This is a genomic window from Thiothrix winogradskyi (assembly GCF_021650935.1).
Lineage (GTDB): Bacteria > Pseudomonadota > Gammaproteobacteria > Thiotrichales > Thiotrichaceae > Thiothrix > Thiothrix winogradskyi.
Genome location: NZ_CP091244.1, coordinates 4,317,806 through 4,332,500 on the forward strand (window position 1 = coordinate 4,317,806; position 14,695 = coordinate 4,332,500).

The following is a 14,695-nucleotide window of genomic DNA, read 5'->3' on the forward strand; positions in this document are numbered from 1 at the left end:
GTAAACCCGCTATGACGCTCAAACATTGGGCTTGGTTTTCAACGGAATCAACCAACCGATTAACGCCCCAATTAATGCAGCGCCCAACACAAACAAGTGCAAATTCACCGCCGCCGTCAGTGCCACTTTGGCATCAACCATGCGTGATAACGGCGCGATAACCCCCGCCTCATACGTGCCAAAACCGCCGGGCGCATGAATCGGCAACACACTGGTCAATTCCCCCGTGACCACACTGGTCAACAATAAATTCCAATTCACATCCGGCACAAACTGGCTCAATAACCACGCCAAGGTCAGCAATTTCACCACCCAGTTTGCCCAAGTCATCGCCCAACTGCGCCAAAACGCCCACCAACTGTTCGGCAAACCGTGTACGGCTTTCTGCATAAAAACACTGAAGCTGCCATCCTTGCCTGCCAAGCGCACGCCTAACTGATTACGCAACAAATACGCCCAAATCGGCAACGACATCCAGATAAACAACAACGGCCACGCCAACACCCGCAAGCGCGTCGAAATCATCAGCGGGAATACCGCAAATGCCAAAATCGTATGCAAATCCAACGCCCGAAACCACAGCAATGACGATACCGAATGCGCGTAGCCCACCCCAAAATAACGGCGCATTAACACCGGAAAACTCAGTTCACCCATTCGTGCTGGCAACACATTATTCATCGCGTTATGGATTAACATCAGCCGCCAGGTTTGCAACCACTGCCCACTCAAAAATTGTGGGAAATAATCGTACATGCGCCATGCCCGCAACGCATAACTCAAGATCAGCAGCGCCAAGGCAATCACCCCTTGCGTCCAACTAAAACCTTCCCAAGGGGTTAATACGCTTTGCCAACCAATCCAGTACTGTACGCCTACCACGAACAGCACCAACACCAGCCAAGATGCCACCAAATGCCAACGTTGACCGGATGTATTGCTTTGTTCTGTCATCATGCACTCGCTTTCAAGTATAATTCAGCTCAATTGTAGTCGAAGCAGATCGTAGTTTAATGACAAATTCTAACGACAGTATCAGTATCATCGTGCCGTTCTATAATGAAGAAGGTAACGTCATGCCCTTGGTGGAACACGTCAGCAAGGCACTGGATAACTTTGAACACCCGTGGGAATTGGTGTTAGTCGACGACGGGAGTTCTGACCAAACCCTCAGACGCTTACGCGAAGCCGCTGAAACGTTTGGTAATCATATCCACGTTGTCGAATTGCAACGCAACTTTGGGCAAACCGCTGCCATGCAAGCCGGTATCGACCAAGCACGCGGTACAATCCTCGTCACGCTGGATGGCGACTTGCAAAATGACCCTGCCGACATTCCCGGCATGATCGAAGAATTGCAGGAACGTGACCTCGACCTGTTGGTTGGTTGGCGCAAAAATCGCAAAGATACGCTAGTGATGCGCAAAATTCCCTCGCGCATTGCCAACCGGTTAATCCGCAAAGTGACGGGGGTTTACCTGCACGATTACGGATGCAGCCTCAAGGTATACCGCGCATCGGTCATGGAAAAAGTGCGTCTCTACGGGGAAATGCACCGCTTCATTCCCGCGTGGGTTGCCACCGCTGTGCCATCTTCGCGGATTGGTGAGCGTGTCGTTAACCACAAAGAGCGCTTGAGTGGCGAATCCAAATACGGCATTTCCCGCACGTTCCGCGTCATTATCGACTTGCTGTTTATGTGGTTTTTTATGCGTTTCCGGGCGCGTCCTGGGCATTTATTTGGCACGATTGGGCTGGTATTTGGCTTGCTGGGGACATTGATCCTCACTTGGCTGGGTATCGACAAATTCATTATGGGCAATGACATTGGGGGTCGCCCGTTGTTAATGGCGGGTGTGATGTTGGTTATTACCTCTATTCAATTCATGACCACGGGCATTATTGCGGAATTGCTGGCACGGATTTATTTTGAATCGTCCAGCCGCAATGCCTACGTCATTCGTCCACCGCGTAAAGCTGAGCCGGAATACGGCTGGCGCAAACCTACCTGATGCGCGTCGCGGCAAGCCTGCGGCATTGGCTGCTGCACAGCGGGGATGGCTTCCTGCTACCGTTGGTTATTCTGGCGTTTTTCTGGCAATTGGGCACACCCGCGCTGTTTGATCTTGATGAAGGTGCATTCAGCGCCGCAACGTGGGAAATGCTTCAGCGTGGTGATTTCATTACCACCTTTTTGAATGGTGAGCCGCGTTTTGACAAGCCTATTCTGATTTATTGGCTGCAAGCACTGAGTGTTTCCGCATTCGGCTTGCACGAATGGACATTGCGTTTGCCTTCCGCGTTAGCCGCCAGTGCGTGGGTCATCGCAACTTATTATTTCGCTAAACCGCGAATGCCGCGCCAGCAAGCCATACTCGCGGCGGTGATGATCGCGACTTCCGCCATGATCGTGATTATTGGGCGAGCGGCGACTGCGGATGCGGTACTCAATTTATTAATCACGCTGGCACTCTTCGACATCTGGCGCTATTGGGAACAGCCAACGCGAATGCGGCACTTTCGGGTGTTTTTCTGGCTAGGCTTGGGCTTTCTGTGTAAAGGGCCGATTGCGGTAGCGATTCCTTTTCTGGTGAGTGCATTTTTGTATCTCAGCAATGGGCAATGGCAGCGCTGGTTGCAAACGGTGTTCCATCCTTATGGGTTAAGCGTATTTCTGGCGGTCGCTGCACCTTGGTATATCCTCGAATACTTGGCGCAAGGGCAAGCATTCATTGATGGGTTCTTTCTGAAACACAATGTCAGCCGCTTTGCAGAGACGATGGAAGGACACGGCGGATACCTGTGGTATTACCTCGTGGCATTGCCGTTCATTATTATGCCGTTCGGTGGTTTGCTGGTGCAGTTGCTGGGGAAGAAATGGGCATTATTTCCTGCGGGTGATCAGCTTTCACGTTTTCTGGGTGTGTGGTTTGTGTTGGTATTGGTGCTGTTCTCATTTTCCAGCACGCAATTGCCGCATTATCTGTTATACGGTATTACGCCGTTATTACTATTGCTGGCACAACACACGGGGGCAAATCCGCAGCGTTGGTTGGCGGTGTTACCCGCTACGTTAATCGCGGCGGTGTTGCTATTTTTGCCGGAATTGCTGGCAAATGCGGTGGCTGATAACCCGTCACCGTATTGGCAAGGTTTGTTAGCGCAATCGCAAAAAGTAACCGGTACAACCTACCGCACCGCTGCGGGGATTTACTTGTGCGCCTTACTTGCTTTGCTGTTCTGGCCTAGGGTGCAAAATTATTGGCGCTTGATTGGCGTAGCAGTGCTACAAACGTTATTTCTGGTCAGTGTGTTGATTCCTGTGGTGGCGTATACCCAACAAGGGGCGGTTAAAGATGCAGCACGTTTTGCCCGTCACCATATCACTGGCTCTACCTTGGTGATGGATGGGGTCAATATGCCGAGTTTTACCGTTTATCGTGAAGCCATTACCCCAAAACGTGCGCCACAACCGGGGGAATACGTGTTTTCTAAGGACGGGTATCTGCAACCCGCTGAAGAATACGCGGTGGTGTTCAAACAAGGCGGCTTGGTGCTAGCTAAACGGATAGTTAAACCATGAGAGATGAGGCGGAAACCGTTGCCGTTCCTATACTCATCATGGGGCTATTGGCAGCAACGATTGCGATGTTTGACCTCAATTTAATGCTATTTGATGGCTTGAATCAGGTGTTTCGATTATTGCCTGATAGCTTTTGGGCGAACGTAACGATTTTGGGTGATGCGCTGGTTTCGTTGGCATTATTAAGTTTGTTAGCACTGCGTTACCCACAACTATTGGCGGCAGGTTTGCTCGCTGGGCTGCTTGCGGCTGGTTTTACACGTACCCTGAAGACCTTAACGACAATGGATCGTCCTCTGATGGTATTGGGGGATCAAATGCATTTCATCGGCAGTCTCGAACTGCACAATTCTAGCTTTCCTTCCGGGCATACTATGGCAGCATTTGTGCTGGCTGGCGTAGTGACACTGGTGATACGGAATAATCGCTTAAGCGCTGGTCTGTTTTGTTTGGCGTTGCTAGTCGGCGTTAGCCGCATTGCGGTTGGTGCGCATTGGCCGATGGATGTTGCAGCAGGTGCAGCATTGGGCTGGTTTTCTGCGTGGGCGGGCTGGAAACTGGCAGCCCATTGGCACGGGGCTACCACTATCACAGGGCAACGCTTATTAGCCGGTTTATTTTTATTGTTTGCTCTCATGCTATTTTGGCTGGATACGGATTATCCGCAGGCATTGGGGTTACAGATACTCATCGCCATCAGTGCTACGCTAGCCATATTGACATACAGTTGGCAAGTTTGGCGCAAATCTGGTGTATGAGTATCCATGAGTATCATCAATCGTTATCTATTTAAAGAAATCGCCCTCAGTTTTGCTGCTACCTTATTGGTATTAACGCTGATTATTGTTGGCAATACGTTCGTGCGCTTGCTGGCGGATGCGAGTACCGGTAACTTGCCTACCGATTTAGTCGGGAGCTTATTGGGGTACGGCTCACTGAAACAACTGATTCGCCTGATTCCCGTTGCCTTGCTGATTGGCATGATGTTGGCTTTCAGTCGTTTGTATCGTGATTCGGAAATGTCAGCATTGCGGGCGGCAGGTGTTACCCCGCGTCACTTTTACCGTGCGATTTTCAGCTTTGTCTTACCCCTCACCTTGATACTAGCGTTACTGGTTATCTTTGTTTCACCTTGGCTGGAGAGTAATACCAATAAATTACGCAACGAAATTACTGAACGCCCGGAAGCGGCAGGCATTCCCCCCGGTGAATTCGTTAGCTCCGGTTCCGCCGAACGTAATTACACCGCGCTTGCCGAAAGCATTGACCCTAGTCGCACGGTGATGGAACGCTTCTTCATTCGCGTACAAAGCGGCAGCAGCGAAGTGCTTATTTGGGCAAAATCAGCGATACTGTTCATTGATTCTGGGAGCGGTGAACGGGTATTGCAAATCAGCGATGGCTACCGCTACGAATCCAATCCCGAACAGGGGGGCATGACTGTTATCCGGTTCGGGGAACACAGCATTCGCATTCCGCTGAAAAATCGCAGTGCAACCGACAGTTTGGCAGCCACGCCCACACTGGAATTGTGGCAACAAACCGACAATGAATCTCAAGCAGAATTGCAATGGCGTATTGCCATTATTCTCTCCGCACCCTTGTTGGCATTACTGGCTTTCCCCTTGAGTTACACCGCTCCTCGTCAGGGACGCTACAGCAAAATTGCGGTGGCGATCTTGATTTATGCTGTTTATGCCAGTGTGCTTGGCACGGTGCGCGGCATGATAGCGCGTGGTGATTTCCCGCCACTGTTCGGTATGTGGTGGGTACATCTACTGGTGTTGGGGTTAGCCATGTGGCTCCTGCGCAAATATTACGGAAAACCCTCATGAATCTGTTAGAACGCTACCTGTGGAAAAGTGTCTTGTCGAGCATCCTCATTACGTGGTTGTCGCTGGCATTACTTGACCGATTTTTCGCACTACTGGGTGAATTCAGCGATGTAAACCCTGAAACCCAATACGGTAATCTGCAAGCGCTTTACTACATTCTACTCGGCACACCGCGAGTCTTGTACGACTACTTCCCTACCGCGACCTTGATTGGAAGTTTGTTGGGCTTAGGCAATCTTGCCGCTAATAGCGAACTCACAGCCATGCGGGCAGCGGGTATTTCCATCAAACAAATAATCATGATGACATTGAAACTGGGGCTAGTCTTGGTGGTATTGGTCTTTACCTTAGGGGAATGGGTAGCACCGCATACGGAACTTAGCGCCAATAGCTTTAAATTGCGGATGCAGCAAAAGCAACTCGCCATCGGTAATCAAGGCATTTGGGTAAAAGACGGCAACCGTATTCTCAATATTGCCAAACTGTGGTCAGAAAAAAAGCTGGAAGGCGTTGCTATCTACGAGGTAAATCCTGAAGCGGGACGCATCGACAGGATTACCCATGCGGCCAGTGCGGAACGCGACAATGACGGTTGGATGCTCTATGAAATCAAACGCAAACACATTCAAACCGATGGCGTTACACAGGAAAGCTTGGCACAAGAGCATGTCAGCAGATTGCTTCCAGAGCAAGTGCTCACGATTGCTGCCGTTAAACCCAATCAGTTAGCAGCTAGTGAATTGGCGGACTTTATTCGTCATCAACGTGAAAACGACCTAAGCAGTGAACGTTTTGAACAGGCTTTTTGGCAGCATTTCACCACACCGCTATCGACACTGGTCATGTTGATTATTGCCGCACCATTTGTATTTAGTTTTCAACGCAATGCGGGGGCCGGACAACGGGTATTTATCGGGATTCTGATTGGTATTACGTTTTTCCTGTTCAACCGTATGTTTGCAAGCGTAGGGATCGTGTATGGCATTCCACCATTACTAGCAGCCACATTGCCTTTGTTGGTATTTCTGGCGGGTGGACTGTGGATGTTACGTGGCTTACGCTAAAGTCTGGCAAATCACAGGCATAAAAAAAGCCCCGCAACGGAAACCGTTAACGGGGCTTTAGGATTGATGCTTGGCGTTGACCTACTCTCACATGGGGAGACCCCACACTACCATCGGCGATGCTGCGTTTCACTTCTGAGTTCGGGATGGGATCAGGTGGTTCCACAGCTCTATGGACACCAAGCAAACTGGCAAGGTTGGGAAGGTTTGTTGGTCAGTGAGGGCGGGTATGCTCTCTTCTGCCGTAGTCTTCTCGACCTAATCTGGAAAAATATCAGGGATACTTAATAACTGAGGTCTGACAGTTGCCTGTCTTCGATTCATACATCTCTAGTAGACCGTTTGGGGTTATAGGATCAAGCCTCACGGGCAATTAGTACTGGTTAGCTGCATACATTACTGCACTTCCACCCCCAGCCTATCAACGTCGTAGTCTCCAACGGCCCTTTAGGACCCTCAAGGGGTCAGGGAGATCTCATCTTGGGAGGGGCTTCCCGCTTAGATGCTTTCAGCGGTTATCCCGTCCGAACATAGCTACCCTGCAATGCCACTGGCGTGACAACAGGAACACCAGAGGTTCGTCCAACCCGGTCCTCTCGTACTAAGGTCAGCTTCCCTCAAATCTCCAACGCCCACGGCAGATAGGGACCGAACTGTCTCACGACGTTCTGAACCCAGCTCGCGTACCACTTTAAATGGCGAACAGCCATACCCTTGGGACCTGCTTCAGCCCCAGGATGTGATGAGCCGACATCGAGGTGCCAAACTCCCCCGTCGATATGGACTCTTGGGAGGAATCAGCCTGTTATCCCCGGAGTACCTTTTATCCGTTGAGCGATGGCCCTTCCATGCAGAGCCACCGGATCACTAAGACCTACTTTCGTACCTGCTCGACTTGTCTGTCTCGCAGTCAAGCGTGCTTATGCCTTTACACAAACCTCACGATTTCCGACCGTGATTAGCACACCTTCGCGCTCCTCCGTTACTCTTTAGGAGGAGACCGCCCCAGTCAAACTACCCACCATGTATTGTCCCCGATATTGTGATATCTGGGTTAGAACTCCGAACATACCAGGGTGGTATTTCAAGGACGACTCCACCTGAACTGGCGTTCCGGTTTCATAGTCTCCCACCTATCCTACACAAGTAGGTTCAAAGTTCAATACAAAGCTATAGTAAAGGTTCACGGGGTCTTTCCGTCTAGCCGCGGGTACACTGCATCTTCACAGCGATTTCAATTTCACTGAGTCTCGGATGGAGACAGTGCCGCCATCGTTACGCCATTCGTGCAGGTCGGAACTTACCCGACAAGGAATTTCGCTACCTTAGGACCGTTATAGTTACGGCCGCCGTTTACCGGGGCTTCGATCAAGAGCTTCGCTTGCGCTAACCCCATCAATTAACCTTCCGGCACCGGGCAGGCGTCACACCCTATACGTCCTCTTTCGAGTTTGCAGAGTGCTGTGTTTTTGATAAACAGTCGCAGCGGCCTGGTCTCTGCGGCCCACTTGCGTGGGCGTACCTTCTCCCGAAGTTACGGTACCATTTTGCCTAGTTCCTTCATCCGAGTTCTCTCAAGCGCCTTGGAATTCTCATCCAGCCCACCTGTGTCGGTTTGGGGTACGGTCAGCACTAACCTGAAGCTTAGGGACTTTTCTTGGAAGCAGGGCATCAAACACTTCAGTACCGTAGTACCTCGTCATCACGCCTCAGTGTTAATAGATTCCCGGATTTGCCTAAGAATCCCACCTAAACGCTTAAACAACCATCCAATAGGTTGCTGTCCTAGCCTTCTCCGTCCTCCCATCGCAGTTAGTGCCGGTACAGGAATATTGACCTGTTTCCCATCGACTACGCATTTCTGCCTCGCCTTAGCGGCAACTAACCTGCGCCGATTAACGTTGCGCAGGAAACCTTGGGCTTTCGGCGGACGGGTTTTTCACCCGTCTTGTCGTTACTTATGTCAGCATTCGCACTTCTGATACCTCCAGCAAACTTTCCAGTTCACCTTCACAGGCGTACAGAACGCTCCTCTACCACTTGCATAAAATGCAAGTCCGCAGCTTCGGTGTGTGGCTTAAGCCCCGTTGAATCTTCCGCGCAGGCCAACTCGACCAGTGAGCTATTACGCTTTCTTTAAAGGATGGCTGCTTCTAAGCCAACCTCCTGGCTGTCTGTGCCTTCCCACATCGTTTCCCACTGAGCCACAACTTGGGAACCTCGGCTGGCGGTCTGGGTTGTTTCCCTTTTGACAACGGACGTTAGCACCCGCTGTCTGTCTCCCGTGCTCGCACTTCCTAGTATTCGGAGTTTGCAATGGGTTGGTAAGCCGGTCAGCCGCCAGCCATAACAGTGCTCTACCCCTAGGAGTGATACACGAGGCGCTACCTAAATAGCTTTCGAGGAGAACCAGCTATCTCCGAGCTTGATTAGCCTTTCACTCCTATCCACGGCTCATCCCTACCTTTTCAACGGGAGTGGGTTCGGTCCTCCAGTACCTGTTACGGCACCTTCAACCTGGCCATGGATAGATCGCTCGGTTTCGGGTCTACTCCCAGCGACTGAACGCCCTGTTCAGACTCGCTTTCGCTACGCCTCCCCTATCGGTTAAGCTTGCCACTGAAAGTAAGTCGCTGACCCATTATACAAAAGGTACGCAGTCACCCCAAAGGGCTCCCACTGCTTGTACGTACACGGTTTCAGGTTCTATTTCACTCCCTTCACCAGGGTTCTTTTCGCCTTTCCCTCACGGTACTGGTTCACTATCGGTCAGTCAGGAGTATTTAGCCTTGGAGGATGGTCCCCCCATCTTCAGACAGGATTTCTCGTGTCCCGCCCTACTTAATATGTCCTTGAAGCATTTTCGTGTACGGGGCTATCACCCGGTATCGCTGGCCTTTCCATACCATTCCACTAACACTAAAAGATTCGGCTGTTCCCCGTTCGCTCGCCGCTACTGGGGGAATCTCGGTTGATTTCTTTTCCTACAGGTACTTAGATGTTTCAGTTCCCTGCGTTCGCCTTCCTTTCGGAATACCACAAAAGTGGTGGGTTTCCCCATTCGGAAATCTACGGGTCAATGCCTATTTGCAGGCTAACCGTAGCTTATCGCATGCTATAACGTCCTTCATCGCCTCTGACTGCCAAGGCATCCACCGTGTACGCTTAGTCACTTGATCCTGTAACCCGAAACAGTCTACTTCCTTTTGTGCTGGTAGACTCGGGTTACAGAGTGTCTATAATCTCGTAACGATCAATCTTGAGATATATAATCTTCTCAGTTATACATTTCGCCTTGATATTTTTCCATGTTGTTAAAGAACGACCTATCGACTTAGGTTGAACCGACAAAAGCCAGTGCAAAATAAACTGTGTCCTTTGGGGAAGCCAGTTCGCTTTGCGGTGACTTTTGGAGTTACTCGTGGTGTGTGCATTTATTGCAATGCCTTTTTGGTGTTATGTGCTTAGTGTCATTATGACTAATGTTACTGTGACATTGACCAGAAAGTGGTGGAGCCAGACGGGATCGAACCGACGACCTCCTGCGTGCAAGGCAGGCGCTCTCCCAGCTGAGCTATGGCCCCTGAAAACCTTTTGCGATGCAAGAGTGGTGGGTCTAGGTGGACTCGAACCACCGGCCTCACCCTTATCAGGGGTGCGCTCTAACCAACTGAGCTATAGACCCGTGTTCGGTACTAGAGCGCTTGCAATAAATGCGGTCTGCCAGACTACTTGTGTGGGAACTTGTGATCGTGTGAGCGACGTTTCTCGTAAAGGAGGTGATCCAGCCGCAGGTTCCCCTACGGCTACCTTGTTACGACTTCACCCCAGTCATCGGCCACACCGTGGCAAGCGCCCTCCTTGCGGTTAGACTACCTGCTTCTGGTGCAACAAACTCCCATGGTGTGACGGGCGGTGTGTACAAGGCCCGGGAACGTATTCACCGCGACATGCTGATTCGCGATTACTAGCGATTCCGACTTCACGGAGTCGAGTTGCAGACTCCGATCCGGACTACGGATGGCTTTCTGGGATTTGCTCCACCTCGCGGTCTTGCTTCCCTCTGTACCACCCATTGTAGCACGTGTGTAGCCCTGGTCATAAGGGCCATGATGACTTGACGTCATCCCCACCTTCCTCCGGTTTGTCACCGGCAGTCTCCTTAGAGTTCCCACCATTACGTGCTGGCAACTAGGGATAGGGGTTGCGCTCGTTGCGGGACTTAACCCAACATCTCACGACACGAGCTGACGACAGCCGTGCAGCACCTGTGTTAGTGTTCCCGAAGGCACCAAAACATTTCTGCTAAGTTCACTACATGTCAAGACCAGGTAAGGTTCTTCGCGTTGCATCGAATTAAACCACATGCTCCACCGCTTGTGCGGGCCCCCGTCAATTCCTTTGAGTTTTACTCTTGCGAGCGTACTCCCCAGGCGGTCAACTTAATACGTTAGCTCCACCACCAAACTCTAAAGCGAGCCTGACGGCTAGTTGACATCGTTTACGGCGTGGACTACCAGGGTATCTAATCCTGTTTGCTACCCACGCTTTCGTGCCTCAGCGTCAGTGTTGGTCCAGAGAGTCGCCTTCGCCACTGATGTTCCTTCCGATCTCTATGCATTTCACCGCTACACCGGAAATTCCACTCTCCTCTCCCACACTCTAGTCTTCCAGTATCAGATGCAGTTCCCAGGTTGAGCCCGGGGATTTCACATCTGACTTAAAAAACCGCCTACGCACGCTTTACGCCCAGTAATTCCGATTAACGCTTGCACCCTCCGTATTACCGCGGCTGCTGGCACGGAGTTAGCCGGTGCTTCTTCTGTTGGTAACGTCATTATCTTCCCAACTGAAAGTGCTTTACAACCCGCAGGCCTTCTTCACACGCGCGGTATTGCTGGATCAGGCTTGCGCCCATTGTCCAATATTCCCGACTGCTTGCCTCCCGTAGGAGTCCGGCCGTGTCTCAGTCCCGATGTGGCTGGCCATCCTCTCAGACCAGCTAAAGATCGTCGCCTTGGTAAGCCTTTACCTTACCAACTAGCTAATCTTACGCGGAGCCGTTAAATAGCGGCTTGCGCCTTTCCCCCGTAGGGCGTATGCGGTATTAATCCGGCTTTCGCCGGGCTGTCCCCACTACTCAGTAGATTCCCACGTGTTACTCACCCGTCCGCCACTGAATCCGAAGATTCCGTTCGACTTGCATGTCTTAAGCATACCGCCAGCGTTCAATCTGAGCCAGGATCAAACTCTTCAGTTCAATCTTTATCTTTTGAAATTGAAGAGCAAATCCATCGAAATTACGTATATATTACATTAACGTGAACTCAATGGTTGCTTGCTTCTGTGCCTCTCGACACAATCACAAGCCCCCACACAAGTTTTCTGGCTTCTTTTGTTAATCTGCGCTCTACTCCGTAAGCAGAGAGGGGCGAATCTTAAATGAATCAGGACTAGCTGTCAAGACATTTAAGTTTCAGTTTTTATTTGCTCGAAACACTAAGAAAACCTAATGCTGCGAGGAAATAAAAGCCCTGTAATTAGTGAACTAATACAGGGCTTTTGGAATAGTGCTTGGCGTTGACCTACTCTCACATGGGGAGACCCCACACTACCATCGGCGATGCTGCGTTTCACTTCTGAGTTCGGGATGGGATCAGGTGGTTCCACAGCTCTATGGACACCAAGCAAACTGGCAAGGTTGGGAAGGTTTGTTGGTCAGTGAGGGCGGGTATGCTCTCTTCTGCCGTAGTCTTCTCGACCTAATCTGGAAAAATATCAGGGATACTTAATAACTGAGGTCTGACAGTTGCCTGTCTTCGATTCATACATCTCTAGTAGACCGTTTGGGGTTATAGGATCAAGCCTCACGGGCAATTAGTACTGGTTAGCTGCATACATTACTGCACTTCCACACCCAGCCTATCAACGTCGTAGTCTCCAACGGCCCTTTAGGACCCTCAAGGGGTCAGGGAGATCTCATCTTGGGAGGGGCTTCCCGCTTAGATGCTTTCAGCGGTTATCCCGTCCGAACATAGCTACCCTGCAATGCCACTGGCGTGACAACAGGAACACCAGAGGTTCGTCCAACCCGGTCCTCTCGTACTAAGGTCAGCTTCCCTCAAATCTCCAACGCCCACGGCAGATAGGGACCGAACTGTCTCACGACGTTCTGAACCCAGCTCGCGTACCACTTTAAATGGCGAACAGCCATACCCTTGGGACCTGCTTCAGCCCCAGGATGTGATGAGCCGACATCGAGGTGCCAAACTCCCCCGTCGATATGGACTCTTGGGAGGAATCAGCCTGTTATCCCCGGAGTACCTTTTATCCGTTGAGCGATGGCCCTTCCATGCAGAGCCACCGGATCACTAAGACCTACTTTCGTACCTGCTCGACTTGTCTGTCTCGCAGTCAAGCGTGCTTATGCCTTTACACAAACCTCACGATTTCCGACCGTGATTAGCACACCTTCGCGCTCCTCCGTTACTCTTTAGGAGGAGACCGCCCCAGTCAAACTACCCACCATGTATTGTCCCCGATATTGTGATATCTGGGTTAGAACTCCGAACATACCAGGGTGGTATTTCAAGGACGACTCCACCTGAACTGGCGTTCCGGTTTCATAGTCTCCCACCTATCCTACACAAGTAGGTTCAAAGTTCAATACAAAGCTATAGTAAAGGTTCACGGGGTCTTTCCGTCTAGCCGCGGGTACACTGCATCTTCACAGCGATTTCAATTTCACTGAGTCTCGGATGGAGACAGTGCCGCCATCGTTACGCCATTCGTGCAGGTCGGAACTTACCCGACAAGGAATTTCGCTACCTTAGGACCGTTATAGTTACGGCCGCCGTTTACCGGGGCTTCGATCAAGAGCTTCGCTTGCGCTAACCCCATCAATTAACCTTCCGGCACCGGGCAGGCGTCACACCCTATACGTCCTCTTTCGAGTTTGCAGAGTGCTGTGTTTTTGATAAACAGTCGCAGCGGCCTGGTCTCTGCGGCCCACTTGCGTGGGCGTACCTTCTCCCGAAGTTACGGTACCATTTTGCCTAGTTCCTTCATCCGAGTTCTCTCAAGCGCCTTGGAATTCTCATCCAGCCCACCTGTGTCGGTTTGGGGTACGGTCAGCACTAACCTGAAGCTTAGGGACTTTTCTTGGAAGCAGGGCATCAAACACTTCAGTACCGTAGTACCTCGTCATCACGCCTCAGTGTTAATAGATTCCCGGATTTGCCTAAGAATCCCACCTAAACGCTTAAACAACCATCCAATAGGTTGCTGTCCTAGCCTTCTCCGTCCTCCCATCGCAGTTAGTGCCGGTACAGGAATATTGACCTGTTTCCCATCGACTACGCATTTCTGCCTCGCCTTAGCGGCAACTAACCTGCGCCGATTAACGTTGCGCAGGAAACCTTGGGCTTTCGGCGGACGGGTTTTTCACCCGTCTTGTCGTTACTTATGTCAGCATTCGCACTTCTGATACCTCCAGCAAACTTTCCAGTTCACCTTCACAGGCGTACAGAACGCTCCTCTACCACTTGCATAAAATGCAAGTCCGCAGCTTCGGTGTGTGGCTTAAGCCCCGTTGAATCTTCCGCGCAGGCCAACTCGACCAGTGAGCTATTACGCTTTCTTTAAAGGATGGCTGCTTCTAAGCCAACCTCCTGGCTGTCTGTGCCTTCCCACATCGTTTCCCACTGAGCCACAACTTGGGAACCTCGGCTGGCGGTCTGGGTTGTTTCCCTTTTGACAACGGACGTTAGCACCCGCTGTCTGTCTCCCGTGCTCGCACTTCCTAGTATTCGGAGTTTGCAATGGGTTGGTAAGCCGGTCAGCCGCCAGCCATAACAGTGCTCTACCCCTAGGAGTGATACACGAGGCGCTACCTAAATAGCTTTCGAGGAGAACCAGCTATCTCCGAGCTTGATTAGCCTTTCACTCCTATCCACGGCTCATCCCTACCTTTTCAACGGGAGTGGGTTCGGTCCTCCAGTACCTGTTACGGCACCTTCAACCTGGCCATGGATAGATCGCTCGGTTTCGGGTCTACTCCCAGCGACTGAACGCCCTGTTCAGACTCGCTTTCGCTACGCCTCCCCTATCGGTTAAGCTTGCCACTGAAAGTAAGTCGCTGACCCATTATACAAAAGGTACGCAGTCACCCCAAAGGGCTCCCACTGCTTGTACGTACACGGTTTCAGGTTCTA

At 51.1% G+C, this 14,695-nt stretch carries 6 protein-coding genes, 2 tRNA genes and 5 rRNA genes (1 of these 13 only partly in view); 5 read left to right on the plus strand and 8 right to left on the minus strand.

What is annotated here, in order from left to right; genetic code table 11:
* Window positions 1-18: 18 nt before the first annotated feature.
* Window positions 19-957, minus strand: coding sequence for a lysylphosphatidylglycerol synthase transmembrane domain-containing protein (locus L2Y54_RS21305; RefSeq protein ID WP_236498924.1), 939 nt, complete (start codon window positions 955-957; stop codon window positions 19-21).
* A gap of 56 nt (window positions 958-1,013) precedes the next feature.
* Here L2Y54_RS21305 and L2Y54_RS21310 point away from each other — a divergent pair, with 56 nt between their 5' ends.
* Genes L2Y54_RS21310 through lptG form a run of 5 tightly spaced genes read left to right on the plus strand, consistent with a single transcriptional unit; the run spans window position 1,014 to window position 6,482 of the window.
* Complete coding sequence (locus L2Y54_RS21310) at window positions 1,014-2,012, plus strand: glycosyltransferase family 2 protein (RefSeq protein ID WP_236498925.1); 999 nt, start codon at window positions 1,014-1,016, stop codon at window positions 2,010-2,012.
* Window positions 2,012-3,583, plus strand: a complete 1,572-nt coding sequence (locus L2Y54_RS21315; protein ID WP_236498926.1) for an ArnT family glycosyltransferase — start codon at window positions 2,012-2,014, stop codon at window positions 3,581-3,583. Before L2Y54_RS21310 ends, L2Y54_RS21315 begins: the two co-directional genes overlap by 1 nt.
* On the plus strand, window positions 3,580-4,341 hold the full coding sequence (locus tag L2Y54_RS21790; RefSeq protein ID WP_311196215.1) for a phosphatase PAP2 family protein: 762 nt from the start codon (window positions 3,580-3,582) through the stop codon (window positions 4,339-4,341). Before L2Y54_RS21315 ends, L2Y54_RS21790 begins: the two co-directional genes overlap by 4 nt.
* 6 nt (window positions 4,342-4,347) lie before the next feature.
* A complete protein-coding gene (lptF, locus tag L2Y54_RS21325; RefSeq protein WP_236498928.1) occupies window positions 4,348-5,418 on the plus strand; it encodes an LPS export ABC transporter permease LptF in 1,071 nt (356 codons plus the stop codon).
* Window positions 5,415-6,482, plus strand: coding sequence for an LPS export ABC transporter permease LptG (lptG, locus tag L2Y54_RS21330; RefSeq protein ID WP_236498929.1), 1,068 nt, complete (start codon window positions 5,415-5,417; stop codon window positions 6,480-6,482). Before lptF ends, lptG begins: the two co-directional genes overlap by 4 nt.
* A 68-nt stretch (window positions 6,483-6,550) precedes the next feature.
* Here the strand turns inward: lptG and rrf (L2Y54_RS21335) are convergent.
* The 7 genes from rrf (L2Y54_RS21335) to L2Y54_RS21365 form a co-directional block, all read right to left on the minus strand.
* Window positions 6,551-6,666: ribosomal RNA gene (gene rrf / locus L2Y54_RS21335) — 5S ribosomal RNA — on the minus strand.
* 168 nt (window positions 6,667-6,834) lie between these two features.
* Window positions 6,835-9,661: ribosomal RNA gene (locus tag L2Y54_RS21340) — 23S ribosomal RNA — on the minus strand.
* A gap of 329 nt (window positions 9,662-9,990) precedes the next feature.
* Window positions 9,991-10,066: transfer RNA gene (locus L2Y54_RS21345), tRNA-Ala, on the minus strand.
* Between the two features lie 24 nt (window positions 10,067-10,090).
* A tRNA-Ile gene (locus L2Y54_RS21350) sits at window positions 10,091-10,167 on the minus strand.
* Between the two features lie 87 nt (window positions 10,168-10,254).
* Window positions 10,255-11,742, minus strand: a 16S ribosomal RNA gene (locus L2Y54_RS21355).
* 312 nt (window positions 11,743-12,054) lie between these two features.
* Window positions 12,055-12,170, minus strand: a 5S ribosomal RNA gene (rrf, locus tag L2Y54_RS21360).
* Window positions 12,171-12,338: 168 nt separating this feature from the next.
* Window positions 12,339-14,695, minus strand: a 23S ribosomal RNA gene (locus L2Y54_RS21365); it runs 470 nt beyond the window's last position.
* The 16S, 23S and 5S rRNA genes sit together here with 2 tRNA genes alongside, the layout of an rRNA operon.